This is a genomic window from Salegentibacter maritimus (assembly GCF_016236975.1).
Classification (GTDB): domain Bacteria; phylum Bacteroidota; class Bacteroidia; order Flavobacteriales; family Flavobacteriaceae; genus Salegentibacter; species Salegentibacter maritimus.
This window is the reverse complement of sequence record NZ_JAEHNY010000004.1, coordinates 49,119-70,597: the sequence shown is the minus strand read 5'-3', so window position 1 is coordinate 70,597 and position 21,479 is coordinate 49,119. Positions and strand designations below refer to the sequence as shown.

Here is a 21,479-nt window from a genome sequence, read left to right as displayed (position 1 = left end):
ACTATGATTACCATGATTGCCGCTGCTGCGGAAAATAATGCCCTGGGAAAAGACCAGGATTTAGTGTGGCACCTACCAGACGATTTTAAGCGTTTTAAGAAACTTACCACCGGGCACCATATTATTATGGGCAGGAAAACTTTTGAATCTTTTCCAAAACCGCTACCCAACCGTACACATATTGTAATTACACGCAATGATAATTATCTAAAAAAAGATGCTATAATTACCTCTTCGTTAGAAAAGGCGCTTGAATTTGCTAAAATAGACCCCCAACCTTTTATTATTGGCGGCGGCGAAATTTATAAATTAGGGATGGAGGTAGCCGATAAAATAGAACTTACGCGTGTACACGGTACTTTTGAAGCTGATACCTTTTTTCCCGAAATAGATGAAAAAAAATGGAAGTTAATAGCCGAAGAGTTTCATCCTAAGGATGAGAAGCACGACTACGCCTTTACTTACCTAACCTATGTTAGAAGATAACATTCTCTTTAAAATAGCTGAAGAGCATAATCTAAACAACGCCGAATTTAGCCGACTTACCGGCGGCGATATTAATGATGTTTATCTCATTACAATTAGTGAGAAAAAACAGGTAGTAAAACTAAATAATGCCGAAAAGTTTCCCGGTATGTTTGAAGCTGAAAAGGCAGGCCTGGAAGCGCTTAAAAACACGAAAGTAATTGATGTTCCTGATGTTTTAGGAATTGGTGAAATTGACTCTTTTTCATATTTGTTGTTGGAACACAAAGAAAGTGCTACCAAGTCATCTACTTTCTGGCAGGATTTTGGTCGACAATTAGCAGCCTTACATAAAACTACTGCCAAAGAATTCGGGTTTCACCGGGATAATTATATTGGCAGTCTTCCGCAACAAAATAATACTGCAGCTTCGGCAGCCGACTTTTATATTTCCCAGCGACTGGAACCTCAATTTAAACTGGCGAAAAATAATGGTTTTGACCTTGGTGCTACCGGTTCGTTTTTTAAAAACATTTCAACAATAATCCCCAATGAAAATCCTGCATTAATTCACGGCGATCTTTGGGGAGGCAATTACCTGGTTAATGGAAGCGGCGATCCCTGCCTTATAGATCCGGCCACTTCTTTTGCCCCTAGGGAAATGGACCTTTCTATGATGCAGCTTTTCGGCGGATTTGATAAGGAATTATTCAATAGCTACGAAAAAGAGTTTCCTTTAGAAGCAGGGTTTAAAAAGCGGATCCCACTTTGGCAACTTTATTATTTATTGGTTCATCTCAATATTTTTGGTGCGGGATATAAGCCACAGGTTACCAGCATCATAAAGCAATACACTTAATTTTACAATTCTTAACAGGCCATATTATTCTTTTAGCACTTTCTTAGCGTAGATAGCTTAATATACTCGTTAAATTCAATTTCCAACTTAAACTAAAAAATAATGAGTACAGAAAATTTGAATAAAGACGAGGCTTTAGACAAGATGAAAACCATGGTAAACAGTATAAAAACAGCCATGTTGGTTACAGATTTTGGTAACAAACCTCTAAGTGCCGTACCTATGACAACCAAAGAAGTGGATAAAGAAGGAAATATCTGGTTTTTTAGCAGGTTAGATAGTGACCATAATGGAGATATCGCAAAAGACGATGACGTACAACTTTTATACAGTGACACCTCAGATATGGAATTTATTAGCATTTATGGAAAGGCCAGTATTGAAACCAACAAAGGTGTTTTAAAAGAATTCTACGGAAAAATGGATGATGCCTGGTTTAATGGAGTTGACGACCCCAATTTAACGGCTATAAAAGTGGTTCCTCAAGAAGCTTATTTCTGGGATAACAAGCAAAACAAATTTGTGACTTTCTTAAAAATTGGGGCTGCGGCCATAACCGGTGATAAAAAAGAAATTGGGGAGAAAGGCAAATTGAACCTTTAAAAAACACCCGATTTTACAATTAAAAGACCTCCTGGCAATTCATTTGTTATGAGGTCTTTTTTATTATTTCTATTTTAGCCGAATCTAAATTGAAAAATTATGAAAGCATATATCTTCCCGGGTCAGGGAGCGCAATTTTCGGGAATGGGCTTAGACCTTTTTGAAAAATCTGCGAAAGCACAGGAACTTTTTAAGAAAGCCAATGCAATTTTAGGCTTTTCAATTACCGATATAATGTTTGAAGGCTCTGCTGAAGACCTCAAACAGACAAAAGTTACCCAACCGGCAGTTTTTTTACATTCGGTTATTTTAAGTAAAGTTTTGGGCGAAGATTTTAAACCAGACATGGTAGCAGGACATTCGCTAGGAGAGCTTTCGGCACTGGTAGCAAATAACACGCTTTCTTTCGAAGATGGTTTAAAATTAGTTTATAAACGCGCTATGGCTATGCAGCAGGCTTGCGAATTAGAGCCATCTACCATGGCCGCTGTTTTAGGCCTGGAAGACGAGATAGTAGAAGCCGTTTGTGCTGAAACAGAAGGAACCGTTGTAGCTGCAAATTACAATTGCCCCGGGCAATTAGTGATTTCGGGAGATGTAAAAGCAGTAGAAGCCGCCTGCGAAACTTTAAAAGAACGCGGTGCAAAACGTGCTATGATCCTGCCTGTTGGAGGTGCCTTTCATTCTCCTTTAATGGAACCGGCCCGAAAAGAACTGGCTGCTGCTATAGAGAATACTACATTTAATACGCCTACCTGTCCTATTTATCAAAACGTAAGCACGTTTGCAGTAACCGATCCCGAGGAAATAAAGAAAAACCTTGTTTTTCAATTAACAGCCCCGGTAAAATGGACGCAAAGTGTACAAAATATGATGCAAGACGGCGCCAGTAGCTTTACCGAAGTTGGCCCCGGAAAAGTATTGCAGGGTCTGGTTAAGAAAATAGACCGAAAAATGGAAACTGCTTCAGCTTCTATATAGGACTGAGAAAACAGAATTTAAGTAGGCTCTTTGAATAACCAGCTTTCGTCAAGCTGAACATGTTTCAGCTTCTAATACGTTATATCCTGAAATAAATTCAGGATGACGGTCGTAACATGGATATCAAAAGACCGAAGCAATTTCAAAAAATAAAAAATCCTGAAGCTATAAACTTCAGGATTTTTATTTTTATGTACTTCAAACGAAACTTTTCGACTCTGCCCGAAACAACTAAGGAATTTACTTTTTATATATCTTTCCTTCTTTCATAACGAATTTTACATTTTTTAAAGTTTCTATATTTTGGGTAGGGTCCTCCTCTACAGCTATAATATCGGCATAAAAACCTTCAGCAATTTGGCCAATTTTATTCTCCATTTTTAAAATCATAGCCGGAGTAATTGTAGCACTCTGTATAGCTTCCATAGCCGGCATTCCGGCCTTGATCATATACACAAATTCCCGTGCGTTTTCTCCGTGTTTAAAAACACCTGCATCGGTGCCAAAAGCAATGCCAACGCCTCTTTTATACGCACGCTCAAACATTCCCTGAATTTGTGGACCTATTTCCCTGGCCTTCGGCACTACAAGTGCCGGATAGTAATTTTCAATCTCAGCGTTTTGGGTTACTTCTTTCCCGGCCGTAATGGTGGGCACCAAATAAGCATTATGCTTTTTCATCAAATCCATTGTTTCTTCGCTCATTTTGGTACCGTGCTCAATAGTTTTTACACCGGCCCTTATAGCCCGTTGCATTCCCTCATCGCCATGAGCGTGGGCTGCTACATGAAAATCATAATCGTTAGCTGTTTTTACAATGGCTTTTATTTCATCTTCGGTAAACTGCGGATTAGAGCTACTTTTCGCGACACTTAAAACCCCACCGGTAGCCGTAATCTTTATTAAATCGGCTCCATTTTTATACCGCTGGCGTACTGCTTTCGCTGCATCTTCCGGGCCATTTACCACACCTTCTTTTGGCCCCGGATTTCCGGTTAATTTTTTATTCATCCCGTTTGTAGGATCGGCGTGACCACCGGTTGTTGCAAGGGATTTTCCGGCAGTAAAAATTCTAGGCCCGGGCACTTTTCCTGCGTTAATAGCATCTCGAAGCGCAATATTTACACCGCTACCGCCTAATTCCCTAACCGTAGTAAAACCAGCCATTAAAGTTGTTTTAGCAAAACCTACCGAGTTAAATGCAGCATCGGCAGGATCGTTTACAAACCGCTCCATATATTTCTGCGGATTGGTTTCACTTTCCAGGTGAACATGCATATCTGTTAATCCGGGCAACACTGTCTTGTTCCGAAGATCGATTACAGAATCCTTCTCATTTTCTGGTGCTACAAATCCGTTCTCCACACTTTTAATCCTTTCTCCGGAAACGATAATGGTTTTCTCAGCTAAGACTTTTCCAGACCTGGTATCTACCAACTTCCCGGCCTGTATATATAAATCCTGAGCCTGAAGCCCGGTACTCAGAAATATTCCGAAACAAAAGATTAAAAGTTTTTTCATACTTAAAAGTTTAAGTGTTTAAAAATTGCTTAATGGTTTTTGTAATATAGGAAATTTGTTCTTTATCCAGTTCGGTATGCATAGGCAATGATAAAACTTCCTGTACCAATTGATTGGTCACCGGAAAGTCACTTTCATTATACCTCGAATCGGCATAAGCTTTTTGTTTATGCAACGGAATTGGGTAATAAATTCCAAAAGGAATTCCTTTCTCCTGAAGATGTTTTGCCAGGGCATCACGTTTTCCGTTCTTAATTTTCAGGGTATATTGATGATACACGTGGGTATCGCAATCGCCTTTCCTAACGGGAGTTTCTATATGCGCCTCGTCTTTAAAAGCATCATTGTAGCGATTTGCAGCTTCTTTACGAGCCTCGTTATAAACATCTAATTTTGGAAGTTTAGCCCGCAAAACCGCAGCTTGCAAACTATCTAAACGAGAATTCACTCCTACTACATCGTGATGATAACGCTCGTACATTCCGTGGTTTACAATGCCTCGAATAGTATGTGCTAATTCATCGTTATTGGTAAAAATGGCTCCTCCATCTCCATAACAGCCAAGGTTTTTAGATGGAAAGAAGGAGGTGGCACCAATATGCCCTATTGCCCCTGTTTTATATGTCTTTCCATTTTTAGAATGATAATTTCCACCTATGGCTTGCGCATTATCTTCAATAACAAATAACTTATGTTCTTCTGCTATTTCCATAATTGCATCCATATTTGCCGGCTGGCCAAAAAGATGAACAGGAACAATAGCTTTAGTTTTAGGAGTTATTGCTTTTTTTATTGCTTCGGGATCTATATTAAACGTATCTGGCTCTACATCTACCAAGACCGGGGTAAGCTGAAGTAGGGCTATCACCTCTACAGTAGCCGCAAACGTAAAATCGGCAGTAATCACCTCATCTCCTGGTTTTAAACCAAGCCCCATCATGGCTATTTGAAGGGCATCAGTACCATTCGCACAGGGAATTACATTTTTTACCTGAAGATAGTCTTCCAAGTCTTTCTGAAATTGCTGAACTTGTGGGCCATTAATAAAGGCTGCATTTTCTATTACTTCCTGAAAAGAAGTATTCACCTGCTCTTTTATTCCCTCGTATTGACCCTTAAGGTCAACCATTTGTATCTTTTTCATGTAAGTTTTTTGAGTGGTACGAAAATACAAAATAAGCTCCTATTGCCAATCAATTTTAATTAAAGACCTATTTTAGCATTAGAAATAACTTATTTTGAGAGCACTATATAACCTAACTACAAAAATTGCAGAGAGAGCCCTCCCGCTGGTCGCCAGTTTTAATGAAAAATTAAAATTATTTACAGAAGGCCGAAAATCGGTTTTTACTGAACTGGAAGCTAAGATTAACCCTAAAGAAGAGTATCTTTGGTTTCACGCTGCCTCCTTAGGTGAGTTTGAACAGGCTTTGCCAATTATTGAAGAGATAAAAAAAGACTTTCCAAAATTCAGGATTTTGATCACATTTTTTTCTCCTTCGGGCTATGAAAATAAGAAAAACCACCCGTTGGCCGATGTAATCACATATCTACCACTAGACACCCGGAAGAATGCGAAACGCTTTTTAGCCCTTGTACAACCTAAAATGGCCTTTTTTATCAAATATGAAATCTGGCCAAATTTTTTATCAGAATTAAAAAAGCGAGGTATTAGAACGCTATTAGTGTCGGGGGCTTTTAGAGAGAATCAGATCTATTTTAAAGCCTACGGAGATTTTATGAGGAAAGCGCTCTCAAATTTTGATCACTTTTTTGTTCAAAATAAAAAATCCAGAGACTTGCTGAAAAGCATTGGGTTAAATAATACTACACTAAGTGGTGACACCAGGTTTGATCGTGTATCGAGGCAAATTCAGCATAACAACAAACTTGATTTCGCCGAAGAGTTTATTAATAACACCACCTGTTTAGTAGCGGGAAGTACCTGGCCTGAAGATGATGATCTTATAATTCCGTTTATAAATGCAACTTCAGAAAAACTTAAAGTGATTATTGCACCTCACGAGATAAAGGAAGAAAAGCTAAAAGCCCTGGAAAAGAGAATCACAAAAAAATATATCAGATATTCTAAAAGAGAACATGAAGATTTAAAAAGCTACGATATATTAATATTAGATACTATTGGTCTTTTAGGAAAGGTATACAGTTATGCTGATATTGCTTATGTAGGTGGTGCCGCCGGTACTACGGGACTTCATAACATCCTTGAGCCTGCTACTTTTGGAACTCCTGTGGTAATAGGTAAAAACTATAAAAACTTTCCCGAAGCCATTAAACTTCGGCAATTAGCGGGATTGTTCGTGGCAGCCAGTTCTAACGAATTTTCTAACATAAGTAACAAACTAATTACCGACAGAAGTTTTAGGGAGAAAACAGGAATGATTGCCGGCCACTTCATCAACAGTAATACCGGGGCTACCCATAGCGTTATGAAATATCTAAAAAACCTACCTGATTTTGCTAAAGTTTCTTAAAAAAGAAATAAGCATAAAGTTTAAATTGTAATTTCGATCTACTAATCAAAAAAATAAAAACATGAAACGAGTATTTATTACAGGAATATTTTTGTTAGGTACCTTAAGCTTAACCTCTTGTAGGGAGACTGCAGAGGAAAAAACCGTGGTAAAGGAAGTTGAAGTTCAAAAAGAAGCACCAGAACCTGAAGAAGAGGAACAAAAAGGAATCTTAGAGCGTGCCGGTGAAAAAGTAGATAAAAAAGTTAACAAGGAGATTAACGAAGAGATAGACAAAATTGACGATAATTAATTTTACATCTTAAAAAGCTATTTATATCGACAAATTATCTTTATTTTAAGAAAAATTTAATGTTATTTGTATCAACGATACAATTTTACCTCTGTAATTTTGTTCTTGAAAACTAGAAACAACCAAATTATGAAACGATCAATTTTAATGCTTGCCATGTTTTTCACCCTTAGTACAGCTTTCACTTCCTGCCGTGAAGTAAAGGAGGAAGAAAATGAAATGGAAATGGAGATGGAAGAAGAAATGGACGAAATGGATAATGATATGGACAATGTTGGAGAAGACATTGAAGACGCTGCCAACGACGTTGGAGATGCTGTAGAAAATGCAGCCAACGAAACCGGGGAAGCAGTAGAAGATGCTGCAAATGAAGTAGAAGATGAGGTAGAAGGTAATGACGACTATTAATTAACCAACATTTTAAAATAAAAAAGATGAAAAAGATAATTTTAATCCTGGCCATTAGTTTTAGTACTGCCGCAGTATTTACTTCTTGTAGAGAAGAAAAATCTGGAGTAGAACAGGCAGCAGACGATGTAGAAGATGCTGCTGAAGAGGCTGGTGAGGAAATTGAAGATGCCGTAGATTAGAGCATTTTTTTACAAGCTAACCAACCAATGGAAAAACCTTTTTGATACATATCAAAAAGGTTTTTTTTATTTATGCCTGTTTTTTAAAAGTTCGAAGCTCTCGTTTAAGATCTTCCATAGATTGTTTTAACTCTCTAAAAAGACCGCTTTCTGAAGGATTATCCAGATTAAAAGTAAGCTTTGAGTTTACCTGCCAAAGCTCCTGAATTTCATTTATATTCACTTCAATAGGAAGATATTCTTCATTTAAGGAGATCAATAATATCTTAGAAGAATCAGGTAATTTCTGTAGTTTTTTTACCAACACCGAGTCTTGTAAAACCACTACATAAATTTTATTGTTGCTGGCTTGGTCCAAATCGGGTACGGCTTTAGCCAAAACCCATTCATTAGGATAATAATTTGGAAGCATACTATCACCTTCAATTTGGAAGCCCCTGTAAGTAGCATTTCTAAATTCGGGCAATGGAATATCAAAAGCCGGTAATTGCTGATACCACTCTACATCCTGTACATTATGGGGGTAACCGGCCGCAGCCTTTTGATTTACCATGAGCATATTCTCATTATCTGAAGAATCTACCGTCACTACCTTGGGGCTAACATCGCCTTTACTAAGTTGTAAAAACTTTTGCCCACTTTGCCCAAAAAGCCACAATGGATTAACCCCAAACTGCCCAAGAAGTTCGGCCACCACTTTGCCCGAAAGCTTGGTACGACCTCGCTCAATATCGGCAGTAGAGTTTTTAATCCCTAAAAGATCGGCAAATTCAGATTGGGTAAAGTTATTTTCTTCCCTAATCTCTTTAAAGTGTTTAATTTCAATAGAAGGTGGTTGGCCCATAATTATAATGTATTAGGAATATATCCATTAAAACCCAAATTTATTGGATATATTCCGTATTTACAAAATTATATGCCTATTCTTTTTTCTGTAGAATTGCTTCTATCCTGGCAGTAAGATCTTCCACTTCAAAAGGTTTCGCAATAAAATCGTTGGCACCGGCCGATTTACATTTAGGGCCGGCATCATGTAATGCCGACATCATAAGCACCGGAGTTTGAGCTATTTTAGAGTTTTGCCTAATACCGGCACAAACATCGGTACCATCCACCCCTGAGATAAGCATATCTAATAAAACCAGGTCTATACTTTCTTGTTGAATTAATTCTTCTGCCAGTAGTGGCTTTTCGGTAACCATTACCTGGTAACCATAAAATTCCAGCAAGGTTTTTAGCATCTCCCCTATTCCTGAATCATCATCAACCACCAGAATTTTTGTAGTTTTTTCCATATTTAATAATTAAGAAGTAACGCAAGTAGTGTTCAAAATAAATGAAAATTCTGACCCCTCACCCAGCTTACTTTTAAGTTGTATTTCTCCGTTATGTCTTTCTATAATTTCGTTAGCCAAATATAAACCAATTCCAAAACCCGAGTAAGTTTCTTCCCGCTTAACTTCTACCCGATAGAATCTCCTAAAAATCTTTTTATAATTTTCTTCTCCTATTCCTATTCCAAAATCTTTAACACTTACCCTTACCTTATCTTTACCCTCTCCGGTAATTTTAAGAATTATATTCTGGCTCCCCGGAGAATATTTAATGGCATTTATTACAAAATTTATAATTACCTGCCCAATACGATCCCTATCTGCCATCACCCTAAACTGACTATCACTATCTAAGCTAATCTCGTGTTGGGTATTGGTATAATTGATATCCTGAATAGTTTCTTTAACCAATTCGTTTAAATTGAATTCTTCCTTTTTTAGTTCCAATTGATTTTCCCTAATCCTTGAAAGATCCAGTATTTCTGAAATTAAACGGGTTAACCTGGTTACCTGATGATTTATGCGCTCTAATGAAGGTTTTAGAGGTAGTTTTGAAGCTTCTGCCGCCTCTTGTTTTTTGATTAAGGTTAACAAAAGCTGAACATAGCCTTTTATGGAGGTTACCGGTGTTTTTAACTCATGACTTACCATTTTTAAAAACTCTTCTTTCCGCTTTTCTTCTTCCTTAATCTTATTTATTTCGGTATTTACAGAAATCCACATTTTTATAGAACCGTCGTCTTCTTTTACCGCTTCACATCTACTTAGATGCCAAATATATTTCCCTTCTTTATTTTTAAGGCGCAATTGCATCTCCATATTACAACCGGTACTTAGACAATCTTGCCAGGCACGTAAAAACCCTTCTTTTTCATCGGGATGGATATATTGAAACCATCCCTTTTCTTTAAGCTTTGTAGTGTCATTTCCGGTAAAATCCAGCCAATTTTTATTGAAATAAATATCCACACCTTCCTTGTTGGATTTAGACACCATTCCGGGCATTAAATCGGCCATTTGCCTAAACTGAAATTCACTTTCCTTTAGCAATATTTTTGATGTAACAGATTCTGTTACATCTATCGCCATATTTAAAATTCCGTAAATCTTCCCGTTTTTGTCCCTTAAGGGTTTATAGGTAAAGTTGTAATAGCCGGTTTGCATTTTACCGTCTATCATTAAATCTACTTTGTCTTCTTTTCCCCAATATGTTTCCCCGGTATCCAAAACATTTCTAAGCAAACCTAAAAAAGGCTGTCCGTCCAGTTCGGGCAAGGCCTTATGTAATGGAGTACCGATAACCGACTTATCTTTACCCCAAAGCTTAATCATAGCATCGTTGGCAAGATCTATGCGCATCTCCTTTCCTGTATAAATGGCAGTAGCTACAGTGGCCTCTTTAACAATACCCTGTAGCCGGTGATCTTTTTCCCTAACCAGGTCTTCCTTATTTTTTTCTTCATGGACATCTATTAAGGTACCTATCATACCTTCGTAATTGCCACTGGAATCAAATTTAGGGCCTGCCTTATCTAGCACCCATCTGTATTCTCCTTTTTTGTTGCGCAATCTAAAGCCTATACTATAGCCTTTTTTTTGCTCATGACCTTCCAGGAATGATAATTTAGTTTGTTCTCTATCTTCGGGATGAATGGCTTCCAACCACCCTAAACCTTCAGAAGTTTCCTTGTCCTGCCCGGTATAACTATACCAGTTTTTATTGAGGTAAACCGTTTGCCCTTTAGTATCGGAAATCCAAACAATTGCCGGGACAGCATCAATCACTTCCCGTAGGCGTTTTTCGCTATCTTCTACAGCTTTACGTGCCTCTACTTGCTCTGTAACGTCAATCACATGGGCGAAAATCCCATCTATTTTTCCTTTATGGTTTCTGGTGGGTTGGTATACAAAGTTTAGAAAAGAATTTTTAAATTTATTTTCATCTACTTTGAGTTGTACCTGGGTTTCCTTACCTATATAAGGTTCTCCTGTTTTGTATACTTCATCTAAAAGTTCTATAAAACCCTGATTACTCACCTCCGGAATCGCTTCTTGCACAGTCTTACCAATAATATCCCTATGCCCTAGCAGTTTCATATAATTCTCATTGGCCACCTCAAAGACGTGATTCGGCCCGCGTAATACACATATAGCTGCAGGAGTTTTTGATAGGATATTTTTAAAAATACGATTAAAAACAGCCTCCTGCTTGTCGGTTTTACTCATTTCCTTTAGCTTCCTAAAGCTAACCAAAAGTATATTCTGCGCATTAGGAGACTCTAACAAAGAAATATTTACAGAAAACCTCTTTCTTCCTTTCTTCTTAAGACCAATACTAAAAGTCTTCTCATTAATTGCCTCACCTGTTTTTAAGACCTCTTCAAGACTATTCCTAAAGTCAGGTATATCTAATTGCCCTTTGTTTAAGTGAAAAACCGAATCTCCATCCATGGCCTGCCCAATAAGCTTAAACCTATTCTTAAACCCGGTTGTAGCGCTTAAAACACAAAAATTTTCATCTAAAACCAGCAACGGCTCCCTAATAGTTTGGGTAAGCTGTAAGGCATATTTAGTAAGGATATTTTTTTCTTTTTCAGAAAGCTCGTTGGCATGAGGTTTTACCATAAATATAAACTAGATTCTCGGTTAAGATTTGCTTATTTAAAGTTCTAAAATACTATTTTTCAACAGCAATCCACCTCTCAATTTCTTATGAAAATCATAAAGTTATATTTTAGGGAAAGAAAACCAATTTTATTGGCAAGAGGCTTTCTGCATAGTCTACTTTCTTCTAGCTAAATTTTTATTTTAAGCTTTATTCAACATATCTTCAGGTTTTTGATTGTTCACCGATTAAAAAACAGTGCAGACGCTAACAATAACCCTAAAGACCTTTGGAACAAAATAAGGAGTTTATTAAACTTTTTCAGTCCATTTATTGTTTACACCAATAAAAACTTAAAATCTTACTGAGACAAATACCCCCCATCTATGGGATAATAAGACCCGGTGGCAAAAGAAGACCTATCACTTGCCAACCATACAAAAAGTTGTGCAACCTCATCTGCTTCTCCCAAACGCCCAATAGGATGAACACTTACCAATTGCGCCAAAAGCTCCTTGTCCAACCCCTCCAATAATGGCGTTTTTATAAAAGCAGGTCCTACAGAATTTACCCGTATTCCTTTCGCCGAATATTCCAGTGCAGCCGATTTTGTTAAACCAACAACCCCATGTTTGGCTGCCACATAAGCTGATGCATTTGCAAAACCTACACTTCCTAAAATAGAAGCTACATTGATAATACTTCCTTTGCCATTTTTAAGCATCGCAGGAATTTGATATCGCATTCCATAAAAAACCCCGGAAAGATTAATGCTTACTACTTTATCCCAGGCTTCAATTTCATATTCCCCAACAGGATTTTGAGGACCACCTATACCCGCATTGTTGATGGCAATATCCAGTTGCCCGAACTTTTTTACTGCCTGGGCTACGCTTTTTTCAGAATCTTCGGGCTTAGAGGTATCGGCTTTAAGAAATGCAGCTTCTCCTCCCGATTCCTCAATTTCAGCAACCAAGGCCTTTCCATCTTTTTCATTGACATCAGTTAAAAAAACTTTTGCCCCCTCTTTTGCAAAAAGTAAGGCTGTGCTTTTTCCTATTCCTGATGCTGCGCCTGTTATAAGAGCTACTTTACCTTTTAATTCCATGACCTGAATATTTAATTAATAAGCTTAAATTTAAGCCTTTAACCAAGAAAAAAGTATGATGAAAATCAGGGAATAATATTTTAAGTAACTTACCTCACGGCAGGTCAACAAAACATTAAAGAAACTTTTTGTAATATCGAGGCAAAGCTCCAAACATTAAGCCTCGATTATCGAGTAATCTGAATTAAATTTAGCAACGATGAAAAACTTAACCTATCTTTTCCTTTTCCTATGCAACTTAAGTATAAGCCTGGCCCAGGAAAAAGGACTTCACAAAGATTTTGTTTATATCAAAGAACAAATCCCTAACATAAAGCTGGATATTAGGTATGCCGGAAGTAATAATTTTATTGGCAAGCCGGTGAATGCCTATTATAAACCGGTTGGCATTTTAACCAAAGTGGCTACTGAAGCACTAAAAAATGCCCAAGATGACCTGATGCAGGAAGGCTATTGCCTTAAAATTTTTGATGCCTACCGGCCACAAACCGCAGTAAACCATTTTATTGAATGGGCCAGGCATCCAAAAGACACGCTCACCAAAAATAAATTTTATCCTGAAATTGCTAAAAAAGATTTATTTCAGTTGGGCTATATAGCCAGCAAATCGGGGCACTCCAGGGGCAGTACCGTAGACCTCACTATTATAGATATGAATACAGGAAAAGAACTGGATATGGGCAGCAAATATGATTTCTTCGGAGATATTTCCCACCATAATACCAATAAAATTAACAAAGAACAAAAAGCAAATCGTTTGTTGTTAAAACGAATTATGCTCAAAAATGGCTTCCGACCGTATTCCGAAGAATGGTGGCATTATACCCTTAGAAATGAGCCCTATCCTGAAACTTATTTTGATTTTCCTGTGCAATAGTTTTTGACGTCAGGGAAAACTTTAGAGGATAATACAAATGTTTGTTATTTTTCACAAACCTAAAAGCAAGCTCTTTTTTTCAACTTTAAATCTTTACTAAATAGATTCTGAAATAATCGCGAAAGTTTATAGAACAAGTTAAGGAGTAAAAAAATAAAACCCCGAAAAACCTTTATGCTTTTCGGGGTTTCTATTGATATTTAAAAAAATTAAGACTCTACCTCCAACGCAGCATCTATTCTGGCAATTAGATCATTCCAATGATATCTGGTAAGGGAGTGATTTACCCCAGATTTTCTTCGGTTTATATCTTGCTTTAATGTTTGCATCTCACCACGCATCAATGGCAATATATCTGATTTTAATAAAGCTTCATCTCCTTCTGACTTCATTTTTTTGAGATAATTTGAAGCAATATCCACATAAGAACGTTGTAAATTACGGCGGTACGCATCAACATTTTTACGGCTATAAAGTTCGCTAAAAATGCCTTTTCGTAATTCTTGCATTAAATTAATAGCGGTATAAGCTTCATTTCCGTTTATCTCTTCATTTTCTATCATTCGGTTTAAACGATCTTCATCCAACAAGCTTTTAAGGGCACGGGTCTGTAAATTTTGTACTCGTTCTATAGCTCCTGAAGCTTCAATACGGTCTAATATTTCCTGGTTAAGCAACCATTTGGGGGTGCTAAAAGCCTCATCTACCAAGAACTCTACAGCTTCTTTCTGTTTTTGTTTAGGCACGTTTTTATAAACCACACCATCCTGATTTGAGGTTTTACGAGTTTCATAAACGCCCCCAACATTGGTTACCACGTGAGAAACATAACCCCTCCACATATAGGTTAATTCTCTATAAACCTCCTCCAAATCTTCATAGCCGTAGCCATCTTTGGAGGTCCACTCAATTAAGTTAGGCACCACTCTTTTAAGGTTCCCCAAACCATATTCACTAGCTTTTACCTGATCGTCTCCCAGGCTTTCACGTTGGGATTGTGGATCTACCCCACCATAACCGTTTCCAAATTCATACCAGGGGTTTCCTGCTTTTTCCAATATCCAGGCATCTAATTTTTCTTTCTCTGCTTCAGCCGATTTAGCTTCAGGCAAATACCGGTATCCCCAGTTGATGGCATATAAATCGTATGGCCCCATCATTCTTATATATCGCACGCCTTTATCTTCAGGTTGTGCCACATAATTTACACGCGCATAATCCATGATAGATGGAGTTAAACCATACTTTTGGGTAAATTCAGCCGACCTTAAAGAATCTGTAGGATAGGCTGAACTCGCTTTCATATTATGCGGTAAACCGAGTGCATGGCCTACTTCGTGCGCAATTACCATACGCATCATTTCTCCAATTTCAGATTCGGGGGTATTTAAGGTTCTGGCATCTTCGGTTTGGGCACCGGCTTCAATCATAAACCGGTTACGATAAGAACGCAAGTGATTGTGGTACCATATAATATCACTTTCTATAATCTCGCCTGTACGTGGGTCGGTTACCGAAGGGCCAACTGCATTTCTTGTGGTACTGGCTACATATCGCACTACCGAGTACCTAACATCTTCCGGGCTAAATTCGGGATCTTCTTCTTCACTAGGCGGATCTTTAGCAATTACGGCGTTTTTAAATCCTGCTTTTTCAAAAGCCACGTTCCAGTCTTCAATTCCCTGCTTAAAATAAGGCCGCCATTTTTTAGGGGTGGCAGGATCTAAATAATATACAATGGGTTTTACCGGCTCTACCAGCTCTCCACGTTTATATGCTTCAATATCTTTAGGTACTAATCGCCAACGCCTAATTAACTCGTAATCATCGGCTTTTAACTCTTCCGAATTATAATTGTACTTATCTATAGTAAACCAGCCCACACGTGGGTCTGCAATTCTAGGCTGCATTTTATCGTCTGGCAACAATACCATAGATTGGTTCATCATCATAGAAATAGTCCCGGCCTGGTCCCTTGTTGGTGGTTCTTCGGCTTCGTAAGTCATCACGTGCTTTACCTCTATGTTTTTTGGATACGAATTTGCCGATTCTATATAAGATCTATTTTGATCTAGTCTTCTAACTTTATAACGTTTCCGAAGTGAAGACGAAAGCCCGTTAATGGCTTTTACTTCGTTTTCGAACAAATCGCCCACTTCAATTACCACACTTGTGGAGTCTGCATTATAAGTTTCAATTTTTGAACTAAATAAAATAGGGAAATAATTATTGGCTTGTACCGATTTGTAAATAGGTGATTCTTCATCACTCATATTTTCAAAGCTAATTACCTTAACATCTATATTCCCCTTTCGTTTGGTCCAACGCACCACCTGCTCATTTACTTTAGAACCGGCATTCACATAGCCTCCTCCATACCCATCGGGCACACCGGCAATACGGCTTACCAAAAGCATATCCTTATCCAGTAAATCTAAAGGAATTTCGAAGTAAAGTTTATCGTCTACAAAATGTGTGGTAAAAAGACCTTCGTCTGATTTAGCCGAAGAAGGTATCACCTGATTATAAGATTTGAGGCCGTTGGTTGATTTTTTAGGTATGTTTTCGGCCGACTTATCCTTACCGCCAAAAAGAGATTTCTCACTTCCGCAACCAACTGCAAGCATTGCAGCCAGCCCCAGAACAGGTAGTTTTTTTATCATGAATTTTTTATTTTGGCTTCAAGATACGGAAAGCTTACAAAAGCCTGAAATAATCGTAAGAGAAGAATTTAGATTGGCAACCAGCCTCAAGCTAAACTTGTTTTTCAGCTTCTAGCATAGTTAAAATATTCACATTTTAAATCTCCAAAAAACATTAGCACAAACTCTGAAACAAGTTTGGGCTAATCTATAAAACTTTTCAAAATGGGCTTTCCTTACTCAGAGGAAGCCTCAGACTTGCTTTCGGTTTGCATCCATCTATCCCAAAAAGTGAAGTAAAGTCCGAAATTGGTCTTAAACTCGGCGTGATGAAAATGATGATGGGTAGCCCCAATAAACAATTTACCGAAGCAGGTTTTCCTAAATAATTTTGGATAGATTTCAATATCTAAATGATTTATTACACTACTAAATGTCATAAAGATTAGATAGAGACCAATAACAATTGGATGTACGGGTATCAGAAGTAACAACAGCGGGACTATTATGGCTTCTAATAGAGACTCCCAGGGGTGAAATGAAAAAGCCGTCCAGGGACTGGGCACCAGGCTATCGTGATGTACTTTATGAATTTTTCTAAAAACACCGGGCTTATGCATCCAACGGTGTATCCAGTAATAATAAGTTTCGTGCAGTAGAGAAAGTAAAATAAAACTTACCGGTAAATACCAAAGCCCATATTTTTCGAGGTCTAAGTAAATGGCAGTAAAGCCCTTTTGCCAAAGAAAATAGGTTACCGCACCAAAAAAGCCGAAAATTACAGAAGACCACATGCTCCAGTAGATCTCACTTTTTAACTGCCCTTTTCTAAAGCCACGTTTACTTAACCTTTTTGCACTAAACTTTTTATTTTTCAGCTTAAAGTAATACCAATAAAAAATCCCTGCAGCGACCAGATACCTGAGAAAAACCGCAGCAAAAAAGATGAGTACACATACAAGAAACAACCCCGGATTATTAATTTCAAAAAATATCATATTCCATTTAAAATATTATAGATAACATATTCCTCAATTAACCCTACCCGGTAAGCAAAACCTCTCTTAGTAATAATTTTACTTGAAGGATGCTTTTTTTTACTGATCGTCTAAGGTTACTGACTCTGGATTCGCACCTAATTTTTCTAAAAGTTCACCTACCTCTTCTGTCATTTTCGGCGGCCCACATACATAAAATTTTTCATTAAAATTATCTATATGTCTTTTTAAGAAGTTTTCATCTATATAAGCTTTGGTAAAATGAGTATCTTTTTGGTCGGTAATCACATAAGTTACATTTTTCCCCAGCATAGTATCCAATTCTTCTTTTAGAATAATGTCTTTATCGGTTTTATTAGAATAAAATAAAGTTATTCCGTCTAGCTTATTTTTTTCTTTAAGCTCGCGCAGCATCGCTATATATGGAGTTATTCCTGCTCCCCCGGCAATAATATATCCCGGCCCTTTATATTCTATGGCACCCCAGGTATCGCGAACAATTAATTCGTCTCCCGGTTTTAATTTACCTAATTGTTCAGTCACCCCATCATGATCTGGATAGATCTTAATTGTAAATTCCAAATAATCGTCTTCGTTTAAGCTGGTAAAGGTAAACGGCCTTTTTTCATGCTTCCACTCTTGCTTATTTATAGAAACTTCGGTGGCGTGACCCGGGGTAAACGTATAACCAGCAGGCTTTTCTACTATAAATTGTTTAACATCATGAGTTACAAGCTTCACTTCTTTAATCTTTACTATTTTTTCCATTTTTCATTATTTTAGTCTCTATTCTATAATTTACAGGTTTAAAAAAGCTGTTTCAAGAACTTTAACCTTCTTTAAAGATTTTACGATCAAGTTTTAAGGAAGATTTATAAGTCTGAATTCTATAAATACGTTAGAACTGAAGCCAGAAAACTAAGCGATAAAAACAATTGCTTATCTTCGGTATAAGTTTGAAAACTGCCAACTCATGAAGTCAATAACCCGCGTACATCAGATTTTTATTATTTGTTTCTTGCTGTTTTCAAGCATAGATATCCAGGCGCAATTCCCATTATCTAAAACACAAAATGAAGAGCAGGAAGCAAAGGAAACCCCTAAAGACCCCCTTGGTAGAAGAACGCCAAGAGGAGCGGTAAATGGTTTTATAGATGCAATGGCCGAGCTAAACTATAACAAAGCAGCTAAATACTTAAATTTTCCGGCGGGTATTTCTACCGAAAAAGAGAAAGAGCGAGTTATTAGAATTTTACAAGGTTTGTTTGACCAAAAAGGAAACATACAGTCTTATTACATAATTAGTAATGAAGAAAGTGGCAAATTAGATGATGATATAGATGCAAATTTGGATCAAATTGGTAGTGTAAAGGTTAATGATGAGACCATACCTATTTTTTTAGAAAAATATGATGATGAAGCCGGCCATCCCATATGGCTTTTTTCCTCTAAAACTACCAGGGCTATTAGCTCGCTTAACCTGGAAAACCCTACATATATAGATGAAATAATGCCCGGTGTTTTAAAAAAGCACCTATGGGGCGGGGTTCCGGCCGGCCAATGGATAATTGCAGTAATACTTATTGCAATAAGCTATTTAATTTCGCGACTAATAGTTTCTGTCATTATATTTCTACTAAAGAAAATATGGAAAAAAGCAAGACATTCGCCAATTTCAGGAATCATTACTGCGCTGAAACTACCTGTAAAACTTTATATGGCGGTATGGATATTTGTATCTATTTCAAGAAACCTTGAACTTTCATTTATTCTACGGCAGAAATTTAGTGCCATTACTATAACCATAGGGATTGCTGCTATTCTTATCCTTTTATGGAGATTATCTGATTTTATTGGAAAGATAACCCAGGAAAAAATGCTTTTACGCGGAAACCCTGCCGGGGTTTCCATAGTCCTATTTTTACAACGTGCAGCTAAAATAGCTATTGTAGCTTTTGGAATTATAGCAATTCTGGGGACTATAGGTGTAGATGTAACCACCGGCCTCGCCGCATTAGGAATTGGTGGTATAGCACTGGCCCTGGGTGCACAAAAAACTATAGAGAACTTTGTAGGAAGTGTAACTTTAATAGCCGATAGGCCCATTAGAGTAGGTGATTTTTGTAAAGTGGGAGAAATTACCGGAACTATTGAAAAAATTGGGATTAGGTCTACACGAATTCGAACCCTGGATCGTACACTTATCACCATTCCCAATGGAGCTTTCTCATCAGACACCATAGAGAATTATGCCTATCGAGATAAATTTAGGTTCGCAAGCATTCTAAATTTCAGGTATGAAACCTCATCAGACCAATTGCGTTTTTTACTTACCGAATTACGAAAAACACTCTATTCACATCCAAAAGTTTATGAAGATCCGGCCAGGATTCGCTTTATAGGTTTTGGCGCACACTCTTTAGATATTGAAGTTTTTGCTTATTTAGAAGCACGCAGTTATGAAGAGTTTCTGGAAATACGCGAAGACCTTATGCTTAGAATGATGGAAGTTGTAGACCGCAGCGGTACCGATTTTGCTTTCCCTTCACAAACTATTTATTTCGGAAAAGACCCCGGGCTTTCTAAAGAAAAGTCGGCCAGAGCCGAAGCTGAAGTTGAAAACTGGAGAAAGGAGCGCGAAATGCCAATACCGGAATTTACCAGGGAGCAAATTGATGCTCTTAGAAACCAATCAAGCTATCCGCCGAAAGGCTCGAGCACCGGAATTTAAAAGCAAAATCAATAAGCGAAATAAAGATTCCCTTTTTCAAAAAATATTAGGCTTACTTAAATAGAGGTAAAAATCCAGTATCTATAAAATGAGTAAAAACAGAAATAATTACCGGGGCGAAGAAGCTAAATGGCCACACCAAATCCCAATATCAGGCTGGATAGATATTGGGAAGCGTGTATTTCGAGAGATGAAATTAGACCATATACAAATAATTTCAGCCGGGGTTGCCTTTTATTTCTTTCTTGCAATTTTCCCCACTATTGTAGCTGCTATTTCCATCTATAGCCTGGTTTTAGAACCTTCGCAAATTGAAGAACAGATTTCATACCTAAACCTTATTTTACCCGACCAGTCTTTTAATATGCTAACCGATTTCCTGGATCCTGTTTTAGAACGTTCTAAAAAAGAAATTGGTTGGGGGTTATTTATTAGTATTCTTATAAGTATTTGGAGTGCCAATAAAGGAACAAGTGCACTTTTGCAAGGTATTAATATTGCGTACGATGAAATTGATGGCCGGGGAATTATCATGAAAAATCTGCTAAGCCTGTTGTTTACCCTGGGAGGTTTAGTAATAGGACTCATTAGTTTATTAATTGTGATTTTCTTCCCGTTACTCATAAAAAACCTGGGCTTAACACCACAATTAGAAAACATGTTCAACTGGTTACGTTGGGTATTTTTAGGACTTATTTTAATTTTTAATTTAAGTATGCTCTATAAAATTGCTCCATACAGAACAAATCCAAGATTTGGTTGGGTAAGCTGGGGTGCGGTAATTGGCTCCCTGGTTTGGCTGGCCGGCTCTATTTTATTTTCGTGGTATGTAGCCAATTTTGGAAGTTATGATGATCTCTACGGAAGTTTTGCTGCCGTAGCAATATTAATGTTGTGGTTATTTTTAACCGCTTTTATTGTATTAATGGGTGCTGAGATAAATTCAGAAATGGAACATCAAACCCGCCACGACACTACCATAGGAATGGAAAAACCAATGGGCGAAAGAAACGCCTGGCACGCCGATCATTGCGCAGTTGAAGATCCTGATGAGGATTGTTAAAAATCAAATAAGAGAAGATTGGCTGGCAGAAGTATTTTTTTACTGCAGGCTGAAAAAATCATAATTTGAAATAACTGGATTCTAATGGAAATGAGAAAGCAGAATTAACCGTATTATTAATTCCTGTAAAGAATATGGTTTACCTACTCCTAAAATAGAAGAAAAGAATGATTTTATGAATATCGAAATCGTTCTCAAAAAAGAAACTCCAGTCAATCTATCGGTCGATTAAGTCCTGAAAAAAATTCTTCTTTATCTTTTAGACCACCAAACTATAAACAGAAGTACTGCCTCTCCATTGATCGAGGCCAAATC

The 21,479-nt window shown here is 37.5% G+C and carries 20 protein-coding genes; 11 read left to right on the top strand and 9 right to left on the bottom strand.

What is annotated here, in order from left to right:
* Positions 1 to 3 precede the first annotated feature (3 nt).
* The 4 genes from I6U50_RS05375 (at position 4) to fabD (ending at position 2,908) form a co-directional block, all read left to right on the top strand.
* Positions 4 to 486, top strand: a complete 483-nt coding sequence (locus tag I6U50_RS05375; protein ID WP_198638107.1) for a dihydrofolate reductase — start codon at positions 4 to 6, stop codon at positions 484 to 486.
* On the top strand, positions 473 to 1,324 hold the full coding sequence (locus tag I6U50_RS05370) for a fructosamine kinase family protein (RefSeq protein WP_198638106.1): 852 nt from the start codon (positions 473 to 475) through the stop codon (positions 1,322 to 1,324). The genes I6U50_RS05375 and I6U50_RS05370 overlap by 14 nt, the downstream gene beginning before the upstream one ends.
* A gap of 102 nt (positions 1,325 to 1,426) precedes the next feature.
* On the top strand, positions 1,427 to 1,927 hold the full coding sequence (locus I6U50_RS05365; protein ID WP_198638105.1) for a pyridoxamine 5'-phosphate oxidase family protein: 501 nt from the start codon (positions 1,427 to 1,429) through the stop codon (positions 1,925 to 1,927).
* A gap of 99 nt (positions 1,928 to 2,026) precedes the next feature.
* Complete coding sequence (gene fabD, locus I6U50_RS05360) at positions 2,027 to 2,908, top strand: ACP S-malonyltransferase (protein WP_193711670.1); 882 nt, start codon at positions 2,027 to 2,029, stop codon at positions 2,906 to 2,908.
* Between the two features lie 240 nt (positions 2,909 to 3,148).
* Here the strand turns inward: fabD and I6U50_RS05355 are convergent, their stop codons facing one another.
* Both I6U50_RS05355 and I6U50_RS05350 read right to left on the bottom strand, forming a co-directional pair.
* Entirely contained in the window at positions 3,149 to 4,429 is a 1,281-nt protein-coding gene (locus tag I6U50_RS05355) for a metal-dependent hydrolase family protein (protein ID WP_198638104.1), read from the bottom strand.
* 10 nt (positions 4,430 to 4,439) lie between these two features.
* The gene (locus I6U50_RS05350; RefSeq protein WP_198638103.1) at positions 4,440 to 5,573 is read right to left on the bottom strand and encodes a DegT/DnrJ/EryC1/StrS family aminotransferase; all 1,134 of its coding nucleotides are present in this window, start codon (positions 5,571 to 5,573) and stop codon (positions 4,440 to 4,442) included.
* A gap of 94 nt (positions 5,574 to 5,667) precedes the next feature.
* Here I6U50_RS05350 and I6U50_RS05345 point away from each other — a divergent pair, with 94 nt between their 5' ends.
* The 4 genes from I6U50_RS05345 to I6U50_RS05330 all read left to right on the top strand — a co-directional run bounded on the left by I6U50_RS05345 (position 5,668) and on the right by I6U50_RS05330 (position 7,806).
* On the top strand, positions 5,668 to 6,924 hold the full coding sequence (locus I6U50_RS05345; RefSeq protein ID WP_198638102.1) for a 3-deoxy-D-manno-octulosonic acid transferase: 1,257 nt from the start codon (positions 5,668 to 5,670) through the stop codon (positions 6,922 to 6,924).
* A gap of 61 nt (positions 6,925 to 6,985) precedes the next feature.
* The gene (locus I6U50_RS05340) at positions 6,986 to 7,216 is read left to right on the top strand and encodes a hypothetical protein (protein WP_193711674.1); all 231 of its coding nucleotides are present in this window, start codon (positions 6,986 to 6,988) and stop codon (positions 7,214 to 7,216) included.
* Between the two features lie 129 nt (positions 7,217 to 7,345).
* Positions 7,346 to 7,624: a hypothetical protein gene (locus I6U50_RS05335; protein WP_193711675.1), complete on the top strand. Its 279-nt coding sequence runs from the start codon at positions 7,346 to 7,348 to the stop codon at positions 7,622 to 7,624.
* A gap of 26 nt (positions 7,625 to 7,650) precedes the next feature.
* Entirely contained in the window at positions 7,651 to 7,806 is a 156-nt protein-coding gene (locus I6U50_RS05330; protein ID WP_193711676.1) for a hypothetical protein, read from the top strand.
* A 70-nt stretch (positions 7,807 to 7,876) separates the two neighbouring features.
* On the opposite strand, the gene I6U50_RS05325 is transcribed toward I6U50_RS05330, so the two are convergent.
* The 4 genes from I6U50_RS05325 to I6U50_RS05310 all read right to left on the bottom strand — a co-directional run bounded on the left by I6U50_RS05325 (position 7,877) and on the right by I6U50_RS05310 (position 12,853).
* Positions 7,877 to 8,650, bottom strand: a complete 774-nt coding sequence (locus I6U50_RS05325) for an XRE family transcriptional regulator (protein WP_193711677.1) — start codon at positions 8,648 to 8,650, stop codon at positions 7,877 to 7,879.
* Positions 8,651 to 8,726: 76 nt separating this feature from the next.
* Complete coding sequence (locus I6U50_RS05320) at positions 8,727 to 9,101, bottom strand: response regulator transcription factor (protein ID WP_193711678.1); 375 nt, start codon at positions 9,099 to 9,101, stop codon at positions 8,727 to 8,729.
* A gap of 9 nt (positions 9,102 to 9,110) precedes the next feature.
* Positions 9,111 to 11,765, bottom strand: coding sequence for a PAS domain S-box protein (locus I6U50_RS05315; protein ID WP_198638101.1), 2,655 nt, complete (start codon positions 11,763 to 11,765; stop codon positions 9,111 to 9,113).
* Positions 11,766 to 12,106: 341 nt separating this feature from the next.
* Positions 12,107 to 12,853: an SDR family NAD(P)-dependent oxidoreductase gene (locus I6U50_RS05310; RefSeq protein ID WP_198638100.1), complete on the bottom strand. Its 747-nt coding sequence runs from the start codon at positions 12,851 to 12,853 to the stop codon at positions 12,107 to 12,109.
* Positions 12,854 to 13,052: 199 nt separating this feature from the next.
* Between I6U50_RS05310 and I6U50_RS05305 the strand changes: the two genes are divergently transcribed.
* Positions 13,053 to 13,730: a M15 family metallopeptidase gene (locus I6U50_RS05305; protein WP_198638099.1), complete on the top strand. Its 678-nt coding sequence runs from the start codon at positions 13,053 to 13,055 to the stop codon at positions 13,728 to 13,730.
* A 209-nt stretch (positions 13,731 to 13,939) separates the two neighbouring features.
* Here I6U50_RS05305 and I6U50_RS05300 read toward each other — a convergent pair whose 3' ends face one another.
* The 3 genes from I6U50_RS05300 to I6U50_RS05290 form a co-directional block, all read right to left on the bottom strand.
* Positions 13,940 to 16,393 carry a zinc-dependent metalloprotease gene (locus I6U50_RS05300; RefSeq protein WP_198638098.1) on the bottom strand — a complete coding sequence of 818 codons (2,454 nt, stop codon included), beginning with the start codon at positions 16,391 to 16,393 and terminating at the stop codon, positions 13,940 to 13,942.
* A gap of 215 nt (positions 16,394 to 16,608) precedes the next feature.
* Positions 16,609 to 17,370 carry a sterol desaturase family protein gene (locus I6U50_RS05295; protein WP_198638097.1) on the bottom strand — a complete coding sequence of 254 codons (762 nt, stop codon included), beginning with the start codon at positions 17,368 to 17,370 and terminating at the stop codon, positions 16,609 to 16,611.
* Between the two features lie 99 nt (positions 17,371 to 17,469).
* Positions 17,470 to 18,138 (bottom strand): FAD-binding oxidoreductase, encoded by a 669-nt coding sequence (locus I6U50_RS05290; RefSeq protein WP_198638096.1) that lies wholly within the window; start codon positions 18,136 to 18,138, stop codon positions 17,470 to 17,472.
* A gap of 205 nt (positions 18,139 to 18,343) precedes the next feature.
* Here I6U50_RS05290 and I6U50_RS05285 point away from each other — a divergent pair, with 205 nt between their 5' ends.
* Both I6U50_RS05285 and I6U50_RS05280 read left to right on the top strand, forming a co-directional pair.
* Positions 18,344 to 20,101, top strand: a complete 1,758-nt coding sequence (locus I6U50_RS05285) for a mechanosensitive ion channel family protein (protein WP_198638095.1) — start codon at positions 18,344 to 18,346, stop codon at positions 20,099 to 20,101.
* An 88-nt stretch (positions 20,102 to 20,189) separates the two neighbouring features.
* Positions 20,190 to 21,164 (top strand): YihY/virulence factor BrkB family protein, encoded by a 975-nt coding sequence (locus tag I6U50_RS05280; RefSeq protein ID WP_198638094.1) that lies wholly within the window; start codon positions 20,190 to 20,192, stop codon positions 21,162 to 21,164.
* Positions 21,165 to 21,479: the final 315 nt, after the last annotated feature.